General features: G+C 73.5%; 9 protein-coding genes. 6 read left to right on the top strand and 3 right to left on the bottom strand.

The features are described from left to right. Positions 1-14: 14 nt before the first annotated feature. Positions 15-971 carry a helix-turn-helix domain-containing protein gene (locus ACFV6E_RS04705; RefSeq protein WP_385459385.1) on the bottom strand — a complete coding sequence of 319 codons (957 nt, stop codon included), beginning with the start codon at positions 969-971 and terminating at the stop codon, positions 15-17. Positions 972-1,075: 104 nt separating this feature from the next. On the opposite strand from ACFV6E_RS04705, the gene ACFV6E_RS04700 reads away from it, so the two are divergent. Beyond that, positions 1,076-2,107, top strand: coding sequence for a saccharopine dehydrogenase family protein (locus ACFV6E_RS04700; RefSeq protein ID WP_385159403.1), 1,032 nt, complete (start codon positions 1,076-1,078; stop codon positions 2,105-2,107). 8 nt (positions 2,108-2,115) lie between these two features. Here ACFV6E_RS04700 and ACFV6E_RS04695 read toward each other — a convergent pair whose 3' ends face one another. Beyond that, the gene (locus ACFV6E_RS04695) at positions 2,116-3,579 is read right to left on the bottom strand and encodes a GntP family permease (protein WP_385459383.1); all 1,464 of its coding nucleotides are present in this window, start codon (positions 3,577-3,579) and stop codon (positions 2,116-2,118) included. 114 nt (positions 3,580-3,693) lie between these two features. After that, positions 3,694-4,722, bottom strand: coding sequence for a Bug family tripartite tricarboxylate transporter substrate binding protein (locus tag ACFV6E_RS04690; protein ID WP_385159407.1), 1,029 nt, complete (start codon positions 4,720-4,722; stop codon positions 3,694-3,696). Between the two features lie 98 nt (positions 4,723-4,820). Between ACFV6E_RS04690 and ACFV6E_RS04685 the strand changes: the two genes are divergently transcribed. From ACFV6E_RS04685 to ACFV6E_RS04665, 5 genes are all read left to right on the top strand, one after another. After that, positions 4,821-6,470, top strand: coding sequence for an ATP-binding protein (locus ACFV6E_RS04685; RefSeq protein ID WP_385159409.1), 1,650 nt, complete (start codon positions 4,821-4,823; stop codon positions 6,468-6,470). Further along, the gene (locus ACFV6E_RS04680; protein WP_385159411.1) at positions 6,467-7,192 is read left to right on the top strand and encodes a response regulator; all 726 of its coding nucleotides are present in this window, start codon (positions 6,467-6,469) and stop codon (positions 7,190-7,192) included. Before ACFV6E_RS04685 ends, ACFV6E_RS04680 begins: the two co-directional genes overlap by 4 nt. 45 nt (positions 7,193-7,237) lie before the next feature. Then, positions 7,238-7,711 (top strand): nuclear transport factor 2 family protein, encoded by a 474-nt coding sequence (locus ACFV6E_RS04675; RefSeq protein ID WP_385459381.1) that lies wholly within the window; start codon positions 7,238-7,240, stop codon positions 7,709-7,711. A 298-nt stretch (positions 7,712-8,009) separates the two neighbouring features. Next, a complete protein-coding gene (locus tag ACFV6E_RS04670; protein WP_385459379.1) occupies positions 8,010-15,599 on the top strand; it encodes an amino acid adenylation domain-containing protein in 7,590 nt (2,529 codons plus the stop codon). 77 nt (positions 15,600-15,676) lie between these two features. Beyond that, on the top strand, positions 15,677-17,989 hold the full coding sequence (locus tag ACFV6E_RS04665) for an ATP-binding cassette domain-containing protein (RefSeq protein WP_385459377.1): 2,313 nt from the start codon (positions 15,677-15,679) through the stop codon (positions 17,987-17,989). Positions 17,990-18,143 lie beyond the last annotated feature (154 nt).

The raw sequence follows: 18,143 nt of genomic DNA, 5'->3' as shown, positions 1-18,143 counted from the left end.
ACGACAAGGGCAGGTCACTGCTCCGTGGAGCGGGAGCGTGCGCGGAAGGTGCGCCGGTAGGCGTCCGGCGGCACGCCGACCGTGCGGTTGAAGTGGCGCCGCAGTGTCGTGGCGGTGCCCATGCCGGTGGCCGTCGCGATGGAGTCGATGCCGTCGTTGGTGGTCTCCAGCAACTCCTGTGCGTGGCGGATCCGTTGGGTCAGCAGCCACTGCAACGGGGTGGTGCCGGTCACGGACTTGAAGTGGCGGCCCAGGTGGCGCGAGCTCATCCCGGCCCGGCGGGCCAGGTCCTGAACCGTCAGCGGCTCGTCGAGCCGTTCGAGCACCCAGGGGAGCAGTCCGCCGAGCGGCGCGTTGTCCGGGGCCGGTACGGGTGTGGTGACGAACTGGGCCTGGCCGCCGTCCCGGTGCGGTGGCACCACCAGCCGGCGGGCGACCGTGTTGGCGATCGCCGAGCCGTGGTCGAGCCGGATCAGATGCAGGCACAGGTCCATGGCGGCGGCCTTGCCCGCGGAGGTGAGCACGCTGCCGTTGTCGACGTAGAGGACGTCCGGATCCACCGTCACGCGGGGATGGCGGTCGGCCAGGACCCGGGTGTGCGCCCAGTGCGTGGTCGCGCGGCGGCCGTCGAGCAGGCCCGCGGCGGCCAGGACGAAGGCGCCCGTACAGAGCGAGGCCACGCGTGCGCCTGCCGCGTGGGCGGCGCGCACGGCGTCGACCAGGTCGGCGGGCGGGTCCACGTCGACGTCGGCCCAGCCGGGGACGATCACGGTGTCGGCCCGCGTGAGCCGGTCGAGGCCGTGCTCGGGCGCCAGCCGGAACCCGCCGACCCGTACGGGCGCGGAACCACAGACGGCGAGGTCGTACCAGGGGACCGTCACATCGGCCGGTGCGGGGCCGAAGACCTCGCAGGCGATGGACAGTTCGAAGTGCAGCATGCCGTCGGTGACGGCCAGCGCGACAGTTCTCACGTCCGGAATTGTACGGGCCGTGTCGTTCCGGACACTAGTGCCGCAGGCCACCCCTCGGAAGGATGTTCCGCGACGGAGCAGACGGATCACGGGAGGGCAGTCATATGGGATCGGCACCCACGGTGGCGGTGTTCGGCGCGTACGGGCACACCGGACGGTTCGTGGTGGCGCGGTTGCGGGAGCGCGGGTTCGTCCCGGTCCTGTCCGGACGCGACGCGGGCAAGCTGACGGAGATGGCGGCGGCCGGTCCCGAGTCGGAGGTCAGACCGGCCACGGTCGGCGACCCGGCCTCGCTCGACCGCGCGCTGGCCGGCACGGCGGCCGTGATCAACTGTGCCGGGCCCTTCGCCTCGACGGCCGCACCGGTGATCGAGGCGGCGCTGCGCGCCGGGATCCCTTACGTCGACGTGGCGGCCGAGATCGAGGCCAACGCCGACACGTTCGCGCACTTCACGGGGCGCGCCCGGGCCGCGGGAGCCGTGGTCGTCCCCGCCATGGCGTTCTACGGCGGCCTCGGCGACCTGCTGGTCACGGCGGCGATGGGCGACTGGACCGCGGCCGACGAGGCGCACATCGCGTACGGGCTGAGCGGTTGGCACCCGACCGCGGGGACCCGTGCCTCGGGTGTGGTGTCGCACGAGCGGCGGGACGGCCGGCGCGTCCGTTACGCGAACGGGCGTCTCGAGTACCACCAGGACGCGCCGCCCACCCTGGAGTGGCCGTTCCCCGAGCCCATGGGCGCGCGGACCGTCGTCGGGGATTTCACGATGGCCGACTCCGTCACCGTACCCAGCCATCTGTCCATCCCGGACGTGCGCAACTACATGACGGCCGAGGCCGCCAGGGACCTGTCGGACCCGGCGACCCCGGCACCGGCCGCGACCGACGACGACGGGCGCTCCGAGCAGACCTTCCTCGTCGACGTCGTCGTGCGCCGCGGCGCGGAGGAACGCCGGGCCGCGGCACGGGGCCAGGACATCTACGCCATCACCGCGCCGCTGGCGGTGGAGGCGCTCGACCGCATCCTCACGGGCCGGACCAGGACGACGGGCGTCGCCTCCGCGGGCCGCATCTTCGACGCGACCGACTTCCTGCGCGCGCTGTTCCCGCACATCTCACTGGAACTGCGGTCGTGAGAAGGGCCCTAGACGAACACCGACAGCAGCAGGGCCATGCCCAGGCCGAAGACGCTCACCAGGGTCTGCACGACCGTCTGCGTCTTGGCCGCCTGGTTCAGGTCCATGCCGAAGGACTCCTTCACCAGCCAGAACCCGGCGTGGTTCACGTAGTTGAGACCGATGGAGCCGGCGCCGATGGCGATGACGAGCAGGGACGCCTGGAGGCCGCCCGTGTCGCCGATCAGCGGGGCCACGATGCCGGTGGCGGAGACGATGCCGACGGTCGCCGAACCCGTGGTCAGGGAGAGCAGCAGGGCGATCAGCCAGCCCAGCAGGATGACGCTGATGTGCGCGCCCTTGGCCGCGTCGGCGATCGCGTCGCCGATCCCGGAGTCCTGGAGCACCTGCTTGAAGGCACCGCCGCCGCCGATGATCAGGAGGATCGCGGCGATCGACTTCAGGCTTCCGGTCAGGGAGTCGCGCACCTCGTCCCCGGACCGGTTCCCGCGGGCGAACGTCACGCCGAGGGCGAAGAGCAGCCCCGCGAGCATGGCCACCAGCGGCTCGCCGATGAAGGTCAGCGCCTGCGCGAACGCGCCGGACTCGTCGAGCGTCGTCTCGGCCAGGGTACGCAGCAGCATCAGCGCGACCGGGACCAGTACGGCGGCCACGGCGAGCGCGGTCGGCACCTCCCGGCGGGCCTTCACGTCGGCACTCGCCTGCGCACCGGGCCCGGACACCCCGGCGGACGCACCCGTCTTGCCACCCGCGCCGGTACCCGTGCCGCTGCCCGTACCCGTGCCGGTGAACTGCGCGACCAGCGCCGCGTCCGGACGGACGTCGGGCAGCCTGGGGGCTATCCAGCGCGCGTAGACCGGACCGGCCAGGACGACGGTGGGCAGGGCGCAGACGAGACCGACGACCAGCGTGAGACCGAGGTCGGCGTGCAGACCTGTCAGGGCGGTCAGCGGTCCGGGGTGCGGCGGCAGCATGCCGTGCAGCGTGGACAGGGAGGCGATGGCGGGCACCCCGAGCAGGACGTACGGGGAGCCGTTGGCGCCGCCGCGCTCCTCCATGCGCCGGGCCACGCTGAAGATCAGCGGCAGCAGCACGATCAGCCCGATCTCGAAGAACATCGGGATGCCGATGACGAAGGCCGCAGCCCCGACCAACCAGGGCAGCCGGCTGACGCTCGCCCGGTCGACGAGGGCGTGCGCGATGGCGTCGGTGGCCCCGGAGTCGGACAGCAGCCGGCCGAGCATCGCGCCCAGCGCGAGCGTGACGCCGACGTCGCCCAGGGTGCCGCCCGCGCCCTCCTCGATCGACTCGGTCAGCTTGGCCACGGGCTCGCCCGCCGCCAGGCCCGTCGCGACGGTGACCACGATCAGCGCGACGAAGGGATGGACCCGCAGCCGCCCGTTGATCAGGTAGATGAGGGCCGCGATCGCCACCGTCAGGATGAGCAGCAGCCACCAGGTGTGTGAGGTCATGCGGGTGCCTTTCGTACGGGCATGGGTGTCTTGCGCGACGGGCTCGGGTGAGGTGCGGAGCGGTGATGTGGGCGGGCCCGGCGGCGCCGGTCGGGCGTACGGCGGCAGGACGGGTCAGTCGAGACCGAGCTGGGCCACCAGGCGGGCCACGGCCTTGTCCTGCTGCTTCAGGTACGCCTCGAAGGTGTGCCCGGTGGCGAAGGCGTCGGTCCAGCCGTGCCGGGCGAGCGCCGTCTTCCACTGGCGGGACGCGTGCAGCGCGGTCAGCGCGTCCACCCAGCGCCGCCGCTGGGCGGCGCTGATGCCGGGCGGGGCCACCACCCCGCGCCAGTTGCTGAAGACCAGGTCGATGCCACAGGCCCGGAGCGTGGGGACGTCGGGCAGCGCGGCGACCGGGTGCTCGCTGGTGACGGCGAGGACCCTCAGCTGACCGGCGTCGATCTGGTCGAGGAACTCGCCGAACCCGCTCGTGGCGAAGTCGACCTTCCCGTCGAGCAGGGCGGGCAGCAGGTCACCGCCGCCTCCGTCGTAGGCGGCGTAGTCGACCTTCCGGGGACTGATGCCGACGACCTGCGCCAGTTCCATCGGGAGCAGGTGGTCGGGGCCGCCCGCGGAGGAGCCGCCGCCGACCGTCAGCGCGGCGGGGTCCTTCTTCCACGCGGTGACCAGGTCGTCGATGGTGCGGTAGGGCGAGTCGTCGCGGACCACCACCGCGCCCGGCTCCCCCAGCAGGCGGGCGAGAGGGGTGGTCCGGTCCAGGGACACCCTCGCGTGCGCGACGTGCGAGGCGCCGACCACGCCCAGACCCATCTGGAGGGCGAGCCCGCCGTTGCCCCGTTCGTTCACGAGGCGTTGCAGGCCGACCGTCCCACCCGCCCCCGGAACATTGAAGACCTGCACGTCGGAGGCGGCACCGATGTCGTCGAGGACCCGTGCCACGGTGCGCGCGGTGGTGTCGTATCCTCCCCCGGGAGTGTTCGGGACCATGATGCGCAGGTCGTCGCCGGCGTCCTGTCCCGCTCCGGGCCACGCCCCGCAGCCGGCCGTCAGCAGCAGTGACAGGGCCGCGAGGACGCGCAGGGCACCGGCCGCGCGGACCGGTCCGTCCCCGCGGGCGCGAGGGGCACGGGTACGAGCTTTCATGGCCCCTCTCTTTCGCGGTCGGCGGGGCGGACGTCATGATTGTGCACCTCGCCGGGCGAGCCCCCCAGCTTGTGTCACCAGGAAAGATTGAGTTCGTTGTGGTCACCACGTTCCGCCGCCAGAGCCTCGCGGGCGAGATGCTGGTGCTCCAGCTCGCCATCGTCGTGGTGGTGCTCCTGGCGGTCGCCGCGGTGTCCCTGGCCCAGTCGGAGGCGACCTTCAACCGGGTCGAGGGGCGGCGGGTCTCGGCGCTGGCGGAACAGCTCGCCGCCAACCCGCTGGTCCGCAACCAGCTCGCCCGGCCGGCACCGCAGCGGACGCTCGCGACCCTGGTGCACTCCACCCTCGTCCAGTCCAACGTGTCGTCCGTCACGGTCGCGGACTCCTCGGGGCGCATCGTGAGTTCCACGAACCCGACCGTGCTCCGCTCGAAGCTGCCCCGGCACGCGGGTGTCGGCCGGGGCCGCAGCTGGTCGGGCTCGCTGACCTGGGACGGCAGCCATGAGCTGGTGGCGCAGGTGCCGGTGCTCGGGGCGACGAGCGGCCATGTCGGCGAGCGCCTGGGCACGGTGATGGTCGGCGCGGCGTCCCCGACCGTGTGGCAGCGGTTCAGCGGCGCGTCCTCGTACCTGCTGGTGTATCTCGGGGTGGCCAGCGGGCTCGGTCTGGGCGGCTCCTGGCTGCTGTCCCGGCGGGTCAAACGGCAGACGCTGGGCCTCGAACCACGGGAGATCACGGGCCTGGCCGAACACCGCGAGGCGATGCTGTACGGGATCGCGGAAGGGGTGATCGCCCTGGACCCGCAGCTCCGGCTGACCCTGGTCAACGACATGGGCAGGCGGCTGCTCGACCTGCCCGCGGACTGCGTCGGGCAGACGCTGGCCGAGCTGGGTATCGAGGGCCGGCTGAAGGACGTGCTCAGCGGTACGCCGGCCGAGCACGGGGACCGGCAGGACGCGGTGGTGGTGCGGCACGGCCGCGTCCTGGTGATGAACCGGATGACCGTCACCAAGGGCGACCGGGAGCTCGGCTCGGTCACGACCCTGCGCGACCGCACCGAGCTGGCCCGCCTGGAGCAGGAGATCGGCTCGTTCCGCAGCTCGGCCGAGCTGCTGCGCGCCCAGGCCCACGAGTTCGCGAACCAGTTGCACACCATCTCCGGGCTGATCCAGATCGGCGAGCAGGAGGAGGTGGTGCGCTACATCCGGGCGGTGACCAGACGCCGCCAGTCCCTGGACATGACCATCGGACAGCGGGTGCGGGACACCGCCGTCGCCGCGCTGCTCATGGCGAAGTCCTCGCTCGCCGCCGAACGCCGGGTGACGCTGCGGATCTCCGACCACACCTCGCTGGGGCGCCTCGCACCGGACGAGGCCGCCGACGTGGCGACCGTCATCGGCAACCTGGTCGACAACGCGATCGACGCCGCCTGCACCCCGGGCCGGGGCACCGGCGACCCCTGGGTGGAGGTCGAGCTGCGCCAGGACGCCTCCAGCGTGGAGATCGTCGTACGCGACTCGGGCCCCGGTGTCGCGCCCGAGCTGGCCCAGGAGGTCTTCACCCACGGCTTCACCACCAAGGCGGCCGTCAAGGGCGAGCACGGGATCGGCCTCGCCCTGACCCGGCTCGTCTGCGAGAGCCGCAGCGGCGAGATCGCCGTGACCAACACGGCCGACGGCGCCCAGTTCACCGCCCGGATGTCCGTGAGCCACCCCGCCGACGAGGCGCCGGAAGGACCGACACGATGAACCCGATGCCAGCGCGGCCAGGACCGGCCGGCACCCGTGCCACCCGCACGATCGACGTCCTCGTCGTGGACGACGACTTCATGGTGGCGCGCGTCCACCGCACCTTCGTCGAGCGCGTACCGCCGTTCAAGGTCGTCGGCACCGCGGGCACCGGCGAGGAGGCCGTCGCCGCCGTCGGGACGCTCCGCCCCGATCTCGTCCTCCTCGACCTGTACCTGCCGGACATGTTCGGGCTCGACGTCATCCCCCGGCTGCGGACCGCCGGGCACGACTGCGACGTCATGGTCATCAGCGCCGCCCGCGAGGCGGAGAGCGTCCGCGGGGCCGTCCGCCAGGGAGTCGTCGACTACCTCCTCAAGCCCTTCGAGCAGGAGGACCTGGCCGCCCGCCTGGAGCGGTACGCGGACCGGCGCGACCGCCTGCTCACCTCGGTCGTACGCGGCCAGGCCGACGTGGACCGGTTCCTGGTCGGCGGCGCGGTGCCGCAGCGGGGCAACACCCTGCCGAAGGGGCTGAGCGTCGAGACCGCCGACCTCATCGCGGGCGCCCTGCGCGCCGCCGACGGCACCCTGTCGGCGGCCGAGTGCGCCGCCGAGGTCGGCATCTCCCGGGTCAGCGCCCGCCGGTACCTGGAGCACTTCTACGCCACGAGCCGCGCCGACGTGTCCCTGCGCTACGGCACCGCGGGCCGCCCGGAACGCCGGTACGGCTGGCGGACGTGACGCGCCGCGCCCTCCTCGACGCACGCACACCGACGAAGGAGACCCGTGTCCACACCCGTCCAGCCGCCCGCCGGCACCGCATCGAGCCACCGGGCCGTCGAGAACCTGATCGCGCGCTACGCCGAACTCGTCGACGACGGCGACTTCGCGGGCCTCGGCCACCTGCTGGCCGACGCCGTCTTCACCGGCAGCGGCCCCTCGGTGAGCGGCCGCGAGGCACTGGAGCGGATGTTCCGGGACACCCTGATCGTGTACGCCGACGGCACGCCGCGGACCCAGCACGTCACGACCAACCTCGCGGTCGAGGTCGACGAGGAGGCGGGCACGGCGGCCGCGCGCTCGTACGTCACCGTGTTCCAGGCCCTGCCCGAACTGCCGTTGCAGGCCATCGCCTGCGGCCGCTACCACGACCGTTTCGAGCGCCGTGCCGGACAGTGGCGCTTCACGGAGCGCCGCGTCCGCATCACCCTCGTCGGCGACGTGAGTCACCATCTGCGCCGGGGCGCCGCGCGGGACTAGCCGCCACCGGACCACGGCCGTGACACCCGTACTCCGGCGGGTGTCGCGGCCGTGGCGCGGCACGTCATTCCTTCGGGTGGAGTAGTCCTCTGAGGCCCAGGGGTATGCCCTGCTCGCTGGCACGATGAGTGACAGCAAGGACTCCGGTCACGCAGGTACGCCGTCCGGTCCGGCCGCGCGCGAGTGGCGCTCCGCCGTCAAGTGGTCCGCGCACACCGCCCCCTGACCCGTGAGTACGCGCGGTCGGTACTCACCCGTCAGGACCAGGGGTTCGCGGCCCCCTCCCAGGAGGTTCCCGTTGTCCCGTCACCAGCCGTCCGCTCAGCACGGCGCGGGCCGCGCACCGGCCCCCGCCCCACCGGAGAACGACCCGGCGGACTCCTCGGCGGAGATCCTGCCGGTGACCGCGGCGCAGCGCGAGATCTGGCTCGCCGAGCAGCGCTCCCCGGACCCGCGCGCGCGTCAGGCGCTGCGTCTCGGCGAGTACCTGGAGATCCACGGGCCGGTCGACCCGGAGCTGTTCGGGGCGGCACTGCGCCAAGTGGTGTCCGAGACCGACGCGTTGCGCGTGCGCCTGGTGTCCGGTGCGGACGGCCCCGTGCAGATGCTGGAGCGCGAACCGCCCTGGGTTCTCACGTACGTCGACGCCGGCGACGAGCCGGACCCGGAGGCCACCGCGCGCGCGTGGATCTCCGCCGACCTGGCCCGGCCCATGGACCTGGCCGCCGGCCCGCTGTTCAGTTACGCCCTCTTCCGGCTCGCCCCGGACCGGTTCTGGTGGTACCACACCTACCACCACGCGGCGGTGGACGCGTTCGGCTACGCCCTGGTGGCACGACGGGTCGCCGATGTGTACACGGCTCTTGCCGGGGGCGGGCGGACGGACCCGAGCCCCTTCGCGCCCTTGTCCGAACTGGTGCGGGCCGACAGGGAGTACCGGGCCTCCCGGGACCGCGTCGCCGACCGCGCCTACTGGATGCGGCACCTGTCCGGATGGACGAGGACCGCCGTGCCGCCGCCCGCGTCGAGGGGTACGACGGCCGAGCTCGCCCCGGCCGGGGAGACCGCCTCGTCCGGCATCCCGGCACTCGCCGCGGTCCCGAAGACCGGACTACGCCCGCTCCTGCGTCCCCGGGCGCTGAAGGCGGCGGCAGCCCGTGCCGGCGTCTCCCGTTTCCGTTTCGTGTTCGCCGCCGTGGCGCTGTACACCCACCGCCTGACGGGCGATCAGGACGTGGCGATCGGCCTGACCGTGTCGGGCCGGGTGGACCCGGCCTCCCGTGCGACGCCCGGAATGCTCGCCAACGCCGTGCCCCTGCGCGTGACGGTCAGGCCCGACATGCCGCTGGGCGAACTGCTGGCGCAGGTCGACGACCGGATGCGCGAGGCGATGGAGCACCAGCGCTACCGCGGGGAGGACCTGCGCCGCGACCTCGGCCTGTCCCGGGGCGCCCGCGCCGCGTTCTCTCCGGTGGTCAACCTCATCGGCTTCGACTACGGCATCACCTTCGCCGGCCACCGCTGCGTCGCGCACAACCTCTCCTTCCCGCTGGGCGCGAACCTGATGATCATGGCGTGGGACCGCCGGGACGGCTCAGGCATCCACATGCGCCTGCACGCGGCGCCCGGAGCGTACGGGAACGGGGAACTCGCGGACGCGCAGCGGCATCTGCTGCGCCTGCTGGACGACTTGGCGGACCTCGACCCCGGCTGCCCGGTCGGCACGGCCGACGTGCTCTCGGCCGACGAGCGGCGACTCCTCCTCGACCAGGGGGACGTCTCCGCGTCGGGTGCCCCCGCCGTCCCCGTACCGGTGCTGTTCGAGGCGCGGGTGCGCCGCGCGCCGGACGCGGAGGCGCTGGTGGCGGGCGACACGACGCTGACGTACGGGGAGTTGAACGCGCGCGCGAACAGGCTCGCGCACGCGCTGGCCGCCCGGGGAGTCGGCGCGGAGGACGTCGTCGCCCTCGCCCTGCCGCGCTCGGTGGAGCTCACGGTGGCCGTGCTCGCCGTGTTCAAGACGGGGGCCGCCTATCTGCCGGTGGACCCGCGGTACCCGGCGGCGCGGCGGGAGTTCATGCTCGCCGACGCGCGCCCCGCCCTGGTGATCGACGGTCCGCAGGCGGTGGCCGGGCTCTCGGCGGGGCAGCCGGACACCGACCCCGGCACCACCGTGGACCCGCGGCACCCGGCCTATGTCATCTACACCTCGGGGTCGACCGGGCGGCCCAAGGGGGTGGCGGTGACCCACATGGGCATCGCCTCCATGGTGAGGTGCCAGGCGGAGCGTCTGCGCATCACCCCGGACAGCAGGATGCTCCAGTTCGCCTCACCCAGTTTCGACGCCTCCGTGTGGGAGCTGTGCGCCGCCCTGCTGGCCGGGGCCACGCTGGTGCTCGCCCCCGCGGACGACCCCGTGTCGATCCTCACCGACCCCGGCGCGTCCGTCACGCACGCGGTCCTGCCGCCGTCCGCGCTGGCGGCGGTGGACGAGCGCGACGTGCGTGTTCCGACGCTGGTGGCAGCCGGCGAGGCGTGCCCGCCGGGGCTGGTGGCGCGGTGGGCGCCGAACCGGAGCATGCTCAACGCGTACGGGCCGACGGAGACCACGGTCATGGCGAGCCTGAGCCGGCCCCTGACACCGTCGGACGCGGCACCCCCGATCGGCCGGCCCATCCCCGGCAGCCGGCTCTACGTCCTGAACGGCACGCTGCAACCGGTGCCCCTGGGCACCGCCGGCGAGCTGTACGTCGCCGGGGCCTCCCTGGCACGCGGCTATCTGCACCGGCCCGCGCTGACCGCCGAGCGGTTCGTGGCCGACCCGTACGGACCGCAGGGGACCCGGATGTACCGGACGGGCGACGTGGTGCGGTGGCGGGACGACGGCGAGCTGGAGTACGTGGGCCGGGCCGACCACCAGGTCAAGGTCCGCGGTTTCCGTATCGAACCGGGCGAGGTCGAGTCCGCGCTGTCCGCGTGCCCGGGTGTGGTGCGGGCCGCGGTGCTCGCCCGGCCCGACCGGCAGCAGGGCGACCTCCGGCTCGTCGCCTACGTCGTGGCGGACGGGGACGGGACACGGCCCCGGCGGCTGCGCGACCGGCTGCGCGAGACCCTGCCCGAGCACATGGTCCCGTCGGCCTTCGTGCTGCTGGACGAGCTGCCGCTGACCCCGAACGGCAAGCTGGACCGCGACGCCCTGCCCGAACCCCACGACGAGCCCTCCGCCTGCGTCGTACGGGCCCCCCGCACCCCGCGCGAAGAGCTGCTGCGCGAGTTGTTCGCCGAGTTCTTGGGGCTGCGGCAGGCCGGGCCCGACCTGCACTTCTTTGAGGCGGGCGGGCACTCGCTGCTGGCGGTCAGGCTGGTGTCCCGGATCCGCGCCGTGCTCGGCGTGGACCTGCCCCTGACCGTGCTGTTCGAAGCGCCCACGGTGGCACAGCTGGCGGCCCGGCTGGACGGCGCGGACCGGGAACGCCCGGCGCTGACCGTCCAGGAGCGGCCGGATCCCCTTCCGCTGTCGTACGCGCAGCAGCGGCTGTGGTTCCTGCACCAGGTGCAGGGGCCCGTCGCCACCTACAACATCCCCTGGGCGCGGCGGCTGACCGGCGAGCTCGACAGGGCGGCGCTGGAGCGGGCGCTGGGCGATGTGACGGACCGGCACGAGAGCCTGCGCACGGTCTTCCCGGACGTCGACGGCGAGCCCTTCCAGCGGATCCTCGACACGTCCGCGGCGCGGCCGTCACTCACGGTCACGGAGGTGGACGACGAGGAATCGCTGCGGTCGGGCATCGAGCGGGCCGCCCGCCACGCATTCGACCTGTCGGCCGAGCCGCCCCTGCGCGCGGAGCTGTTCGCCCTGGGGCCCGCCGAGCACGTCCTGGTGCTCGCGATCCACCACATCGCCGCCGACGGCTGGTCCATGACGCCCGTGGCCCGCGACCTGGCGACCGCCTACGCGGCCCGCCGCCAGGGCCGCCGGCCGGCCTGGGAGCCCCTGCCGGTGCAGTACGCCGACCACACGCTGTGGCAGCGCCGGCTCATGGACGACCGCGACGATCCCGACGGCCCGCCCGGCCGTCAACTTCAGTATTGGACAACGGTGTTGGCGGATCTGCCGTTGGAGATCGCGCTCCCCCGCGACCGGCCGCGTCCCGCCGTCGCCTCGCACCGCGGCGCCCGCGTCACGCTGGACCTCGACGCCTCTTTGCACACCGCCCTGACCGGGCTGGCGCGCCGGTCGGGGACGAGCCTGTTCATGGTGCTGCACGCGAGTCTGGCGACACTGCTGACCAAGGTGGGTGCGGGCACGGACATCCCGGTCGGCACGGTCACCGCCGGGCGCGCGGACGAGGCCCTGGACGACCTGGTGGGCTTCTTCGTCAACACGCTGGTGCTGCGCACCGACACCTCGGGCGACCCCGCCTTCACCGAACTCCTCGACCGGGTCCGCGGTACGGCACTGGAGGCCTACGCCCACCAGGACACGCCCTTCGAGCAGTTGGTGGAGAAGCTGAACCCGCCCCGGTCCCCGGCCCGCCACCCCCTCTTCCAGATCGTGCTCTCCCTCGACGCCGACGACTCCGGCGGGTTCACGCTGCCCGGACTGCGCGTGTCCAGCGTGCCGGTGTCGACCGAGACCGCCAAGTTCGACCTCGACATCGGTGTCCGGGAACAGCGCGCCACGGACGGCGAGTGTCTCGGCCTGCACTGCGCCCTCAACTACGCCACCGACCTGTTCGACCACGAGACCGTGCGGGAGCTGGCCGCACAGTGGGCACGCCTGCTGGCGGCCGTCGTACGGGACCCGGGCCTTCCGCTCAGCCGCATCGACATCCTGTCCGAGGAGGAGCGCCGCGGCCTCGGTGGCGACACCGGCGAAGCGCCGACCGAGCAGGCACCGGCCGCGACGGTGCCCGAGCTGTTCCACGCACAGGTACGTGCCGCACCCACTGCCGTCGCCGTCGTCACGGACACCGAACCACCCCTGACCTACGCCGAGTTGAACGCCTCCGCGAACCGGCTGGCGCACGCGCTGACCGACCGGGGCATCGGTGCGGAGGACGTCGTCGCGCTCGCGCTGCCCCGGTCGGGCCGTCTGGTCGTGGCGCTGCTGGCCGTGCTCAAGGCGGGGGCCGCGTACCTGCCGCTGGACCCCGCGTACCCGGCCTCCCGTATCGCGGACACGGTCGGGGACGCGCGCCCCGCACTCCTGCTCACGGACACCGTCACCGCCGCGTCCGGCGGCCTCGCCGACACACAGGTGCCGCGCCTGCTCCTGGACGCTCCGGGAAGCGTGCGGACGCTGGAGGCTTTTCCGGACACCGATCCGGCGGTCCGGCTGTCGCCCGACCACCCGGCCTACGTGATCTACACGTCCGGCTCGACCGGGCGGCCCAAGGGCGTGGTGGCCCGGCACGCGGGCGTCGCCAACCTCGCCGCGCAGTACCGGGACGAGGTGTTCGGTCCGGCCGCCGTACGGGCCGGGGGCCGGCGGCTGCGGGTGGCGCTGACCGCGTCGGTGTCCTTCGACGCCTCCTGGGGCCAGTTGGCGGCGCTGCTGGCCGGGCACGAACTGCATGTGCCGGACGCCGGTACGTGGGCGGACGCCGACCGGTGCGTGGCCTGGCTGCTCCGCCACCGCATCGATTCGGTCGACGCCACCCCCTCCTACCTGCGCATCCTGGCCGACCGGGGCCTGTTCACCGGCGGACGGTGGCGGCCGGGCGTGGCCGTGCTCGGCGGCGAGGAACTTCCCGACCCGTTGTGGCGGAACCTGCGCGCGGTGGAGGGACTGACGGCGCACAACATGTACGGGCCGACCGAGTGCACCGTCGACGCGCTCCAAGCCCGCCTGGCCAGTGCCGATACGCCGGTGCTGGGCCGTCCGGTGCGCGGCCTGCGCGCCTACGTGCTCGACGCCGCGCTGCGGCCGGTGCCGCCCGGTGTGACCGGCGAGCTTTATGTGGCCGGTGCCGGTCTGGCCCGCGGCTATCTGGGCCGGCCGGGGCTGACCGCCGGGCGGTTCGTGGCCGACCCGTACGGTCCGCCGGGGACGCGGATGTACCGCACCGGTGACCTGGTGCGCCGCCGCGCGGACGGGCCGTTGGTCTTCGCCGGGCGGGCGGACGACCAGGTCAAGATCCGCGGCCACCGCGTCGAGCCGGGCGAGGTCGAGGCCGTGCTCGCCGCCCACCCCCGCCTCGCCGGGGCCGCCGTGATCGCCCGCACCGACCGCCTTGGGGACACCCGCCTGGCCGCCTACGCGGTACCCGCCGCCGGGGCCGTGGTCGACCCGGCCGACCTGCGCGCCTTCCTCCGTCAGCGCCTCCCGGCCTACCTGGTGCCCGCCGCGTTCGTCACGCTGGACGCCCTGCCGCTGACCCCGAACGGCAAGCTCGACCGGGCCGCACTGCCCGTACCGGAGACCGCCGCGACCACCGGCGGACGCGCGCCGCGCACGCCCCGGGAGCGGGCACTGTGCGAACTGTTCGCCGAAGTACTCGACGTCCCCGCGGTCGGCGCCGACGACGACTTCTTCGCCCTGGGGGGCCACTCCCTGCTCGCCGCCCGCCTGGCCAGCCGGATCGGCGAGACCCTGGCCGTCCCCTCGGCTCTGTCGGCGCTTTTGGAGGCACCCACCCCGGCGGGCCTGGCCCGCCGCCTGGACACCCAGGACGCGCACACCGTGTCGTCCTGGGTGCCGGACACGGAGGCGGAGCTGAGCCCCGACCTGCGCTTCGCCCCCTCCCCGCCTCGCGCGAGTGCCCCGGCCGAGGTCCTGCTGACCGGCGCCACCGGCTTCGTCGGCGCCTTCCTGCTCGCCGAGCTGCTGGAGCGGACGACGGCCCGGGTGCACTGCCTCGTGCGCGCGCGGACCGCCGCCCAGGCACACGAGCGGCTGGCCGGGGCCCTGCGGAAGTACGGCATCAAGGCCGCACCGGACGATCCGCGGCTGAGCGTCGTCCATGGCGACCTCGCCGCCGCCGGTCTCGGCATCGGCCCGGCGCGCTGGGCGCGGTTGCGCGAGAGCGTCGACACGATCGTGCACAGCGGCGCGCAGGTCCACCACCTCTCGCCCTACACCCGCCTCAAGCCCGCCAACGTCGAAGGCACCCGGACCCTGCTGCACCTGGCGGCCGAGGGACGCCCGAAGGCCTTCCACCACCTCTCCACCCTCGGCGTGTTCCGCAGCGCCCCGAACTCGTCTGTCATCACCGAGAGTTCGCCGACCAACGGCGAGCGGCACCCGTTCGGCAGGGGGTACGCGGCGAGCAAGTGGGTGGCCGACCTGATGGTGGAACGCGCCTTCGCGCGCGGGCTGGGCGGCGGCATCCACCGGCTGGGCCGCGTCTGGGCACACACCGCCACCGGCACCGTCAGCCGGGACGACATGTTCTCCCGGCTGCTGACCAGTTGCGCGGCGCTCGGCTGCCATCCGGCCGAACCGATGCTGCACGAGGCCCTGCTGCCCGTGGACACCGTCGCCGCCGCCGTCGTGCAGTTGGTGCTCGGCGACGACGCAACCGGCCGGGTGCACCATCTCCACCACCCGCGCGTCACCGGCCCCGCCGCCTTCATGGCCGCCTACGGCCAACTGCACGGCCCGAACAGCGAAGAGGTCCCGCTCGGCGAGTGGCTGCACCGGCTGCGCCGCGCCACCGACCGGGGACAGCAACTGCCGATCCTGCCCTACCAGGCCCACCTGGAGGAGTACGCGCAACAAGCACCGCCCGTCCGGCAGTCGGCGCCGGAGTTCGACAACGACCGGACCGTCCGCCGGCTGCGGCGCCTGGGGGTCGAGATCCCGGAGATCGACCAGGCGGCGATCTCCGGCTACTGGACCTTCGTCGGACGGCGGGACACCGACATGACCGCCGAGAACCAGTGATGGTGACGATGGCCTTGCACCACGAAAGCCCACCCGTTGACACCCCGACGACCTGTCGTACCCGTACGAGAGCGAGCATGCGGCCGCGTTCGATCGTGCACGGCCGCCAACGCTGGGAAGTGGACCGCGTGCGCGGCAGGCCCGCCCTGGCGCGGCTGACGGAGGCCGAACTCCGGCGCGTACCCGGCATCGAGGAGGTGCGCGCCAGCCCCGTGACCGGCCGTGTGCTGCTGCGCCACGACCGCACCCTCACCCCGCGGCAGGCCGCGGGGCTGCTGCGCGGGGCCGTCGAACGCGCCTGGGCGGCCCTGCGTACGGCCGCGGCGAAGCTGCTGGGCCGCGGACCCGCCGCGGAACCGGGACCCGACAGGACGGCAGCGCGCACAGAGGGACGGAGCGACTTCGGTGCGGAGGGGCGAAGTGCCGGGAGCCGGCTGCCCAAAGTGCTCGGCTTCGCCGCCGGCGGTGTGGCCCTCGCGGTCACAGGCGCCGGGTCGTTCCTGCTGAGGATACTCAGCCGCCCCCTGCTCACCCTCGGCCTCGCGGCCGGAGCTACGGCGGCCGTCGTCCGCCGTGCCTGGCGCACGTCCGGCCGCACGCGCGACGAGCCCGGCGGAGCCGCCCCGGGGCCCCATGCCCTGCGGCGCATCATCGGCCCGCACAAGCGGAAGTTCGGCCTGGCCGCTCTGCTGTCCGGGCTCTCGCAGCTCGGCGAGATGGCGCTGTTCGCCCTGTCCCCCTCGATCGTGCTGCTGCTCGCCAGAGGCGGCAGCGCCACCCTGGCCGGGCTCGGCGTGGTCGGTGTCACCGCCCAGCTCACCCTGCTCGCGGGCGCCGCCGGAGCGGCCTGTCTCGCGATGGCCGCCTCCGGCTACGGCGCCAGCGTCGCCTGGCGTCGGCTCGCGCAGGACATCGAGGACGACTGGCGGGTGCGCACCTACGAACACGTCCAGCGGGTGGCGCCGGCCGACCTCGAGAACGAACGGGTCAGCCGGGTCAACGCCGTGCTGTCCGAGGACATCGGCCAGATCGGCACGTTCGTCGGGTCGAACATGCACGAGGTCGTCCAGATGGGCACGGCCCTCGCGCTGCTCGTCCCGGCGTTCCTGCTGCTGGCCCCGCAGATCGCCTGGATCGCCTTCGCGCCGATCCCGGTGGTGTCCTGGCTGTCCTTCCGCTTCCACGAACGCGCGATCACCAGTCACACCGCGTCCGACGAGGAACGCTCCCGGCTGAACGGCCGGGTGACCGAGAACCTGCACGCCCACACCACCATCAAGTCGGCGGTCACCGAGGACCACGAGATCGCCCGGATCACCGAGCTGAACCGCAAGTGCAGCGACGCCAACCGTGCCACCGGACGCAGCTCGGCGATCCCGCCGCAGATCCTGCGCCTGGCCGGCGGTTCGGCGCTGGTCGGCACGGTCCTGCTGGGCGGCCGGTCCGTGCTGCGGGGCACCCTGTCCACCGCGGCCTTCGGCCCGCTGATCGAGATGCCGGGCATCGCCATGCTGCGGCTGTCCCGGCTCGGCTCCACCACCGACCAGTACCAGCGCACCGTCACCGCACTCGACCGCGTGGAGCGGCTGCACACCCTGCCCGTCGAACCCTTCAGGGAGGGCAGCGAGGTCCCCCTCCCCGAGGTGAAGGGGGAGATCGAACTGCGCAGGGTGACCTTCGCCTACCCCGGCCGGTCACCGGCGCTGCGCGAGACGTCCATGGTGATCCCGCCGGGCCGGACCATCGGCATCGTCGGCACCAGCGGCGCGGGCAAGACCACCATCGCCAAACTGCTGATGCGCTTCCACCACCCCGACCAGGGACAGGTGCTGCTCGACGGCGCGGACGTCCGCACCCTGGCCCTGCCCGACCTGCGGCGCGCGATCGGATACGTCACCCAGGAGCCGTTCCTGTTCGACGCGACGATCGCCGAGAACATCCGTTACGGCGTCTTCCACGCCACCGAGGAACAACTCGTCGCCGCCGCCCGCACCGCCGGGGCGGACACCTTCATCGACACCCTGCCCGACGGCTACGCGACCCGCGTCGGCGAACGCGGCGCCGCCCTGTCCGGCGGGCAGAAACAGCGCATCGCGCTGGCCCGTGCCATCCTGCGCGACCCACCCGTCATCATCCTCGACGAGGCCACCTCAGCCGTCGACAACGAGACCGAGGCCGTCATCCAGCAGGCGCTCCACGCGTTCGGCACGGACCGCACGATGGTCGTCATCGCCCACCGGCTGTCCACCGTCCAGAGCGCCGACCAGATCTACGTCATGGGCCCCGGCGGTCTGGTCGCCGAACAAGGCACGCACGACGAACTCGTCACCCGCGGCGGCACCTACACCACCCTGTGGAAGTTGCAGGCCGGCAGACCGGCCCTCAACTGACGCCGTGACCGCGGCCGCGCCGGGGACCGTACGGCATGCCTCGGCGCGGGCTCCGCGCTGCCCTTCCGGGCTCGCGGACCGCTTGTCATTCGTTCGGGTGGCAGCAACATCACAGCCATCGGAAAACCGCCGCTGACCTGCCATGATGGGTCAG

This window comes from Streptomyces sp. NPDC059785 (genome assembly GCF_042732375.1).
Classification (GTDB): Bacteria; Actinomycetota; Actinomycetes; order Streptomycetales; family Streptomycetaceae; genus Streptomyces.
Note: the sequence above shows the minus strand (reverse complement) of the source record. Positions and strands in the feature narration are given on the sequence as shown.

Bases quoted from the DNA above. Each gene is read 5' to 3' on its own strand.
- ACFV6E_RS04690 (WP_385159407.1), bottom strand. From the start codon at position 4,722: ATGAAAGCTCGTACCCGTGCCCCTCGCGCCCGCGGGGACGGACCGGTC.
- ACFV6E_RS04680 (WP_385159411.1), top strand. From the start codon at position 6,467: ATGAACCCGATGCCAGCGCGGCCAGGACCGGCCGGCACCCGTGCCACC.
- ACFV6E_RS04700 (WP_385159403.1), top strand. From the start codon at position 1,076: ATGGGATCGGCACCCACGGTGGCGGTGTTCGGCGCGTACGGGCACACC.
- ACFV6E_RS04665 (WP_385459377.1), top strand. From the start codon at position 15,677: ATGCGGCCGCGTTCGATCGTGCACGGCCGCCAACGCTGGGAAGTGGAC.
- ACFV6E_RS04695 (WP_385459383.1), bottom strand. From the start codon at position 3,579: ATGACCTCACACACCTGGTGGCTGCTGCTCATCCTGACGGTGGCGATC.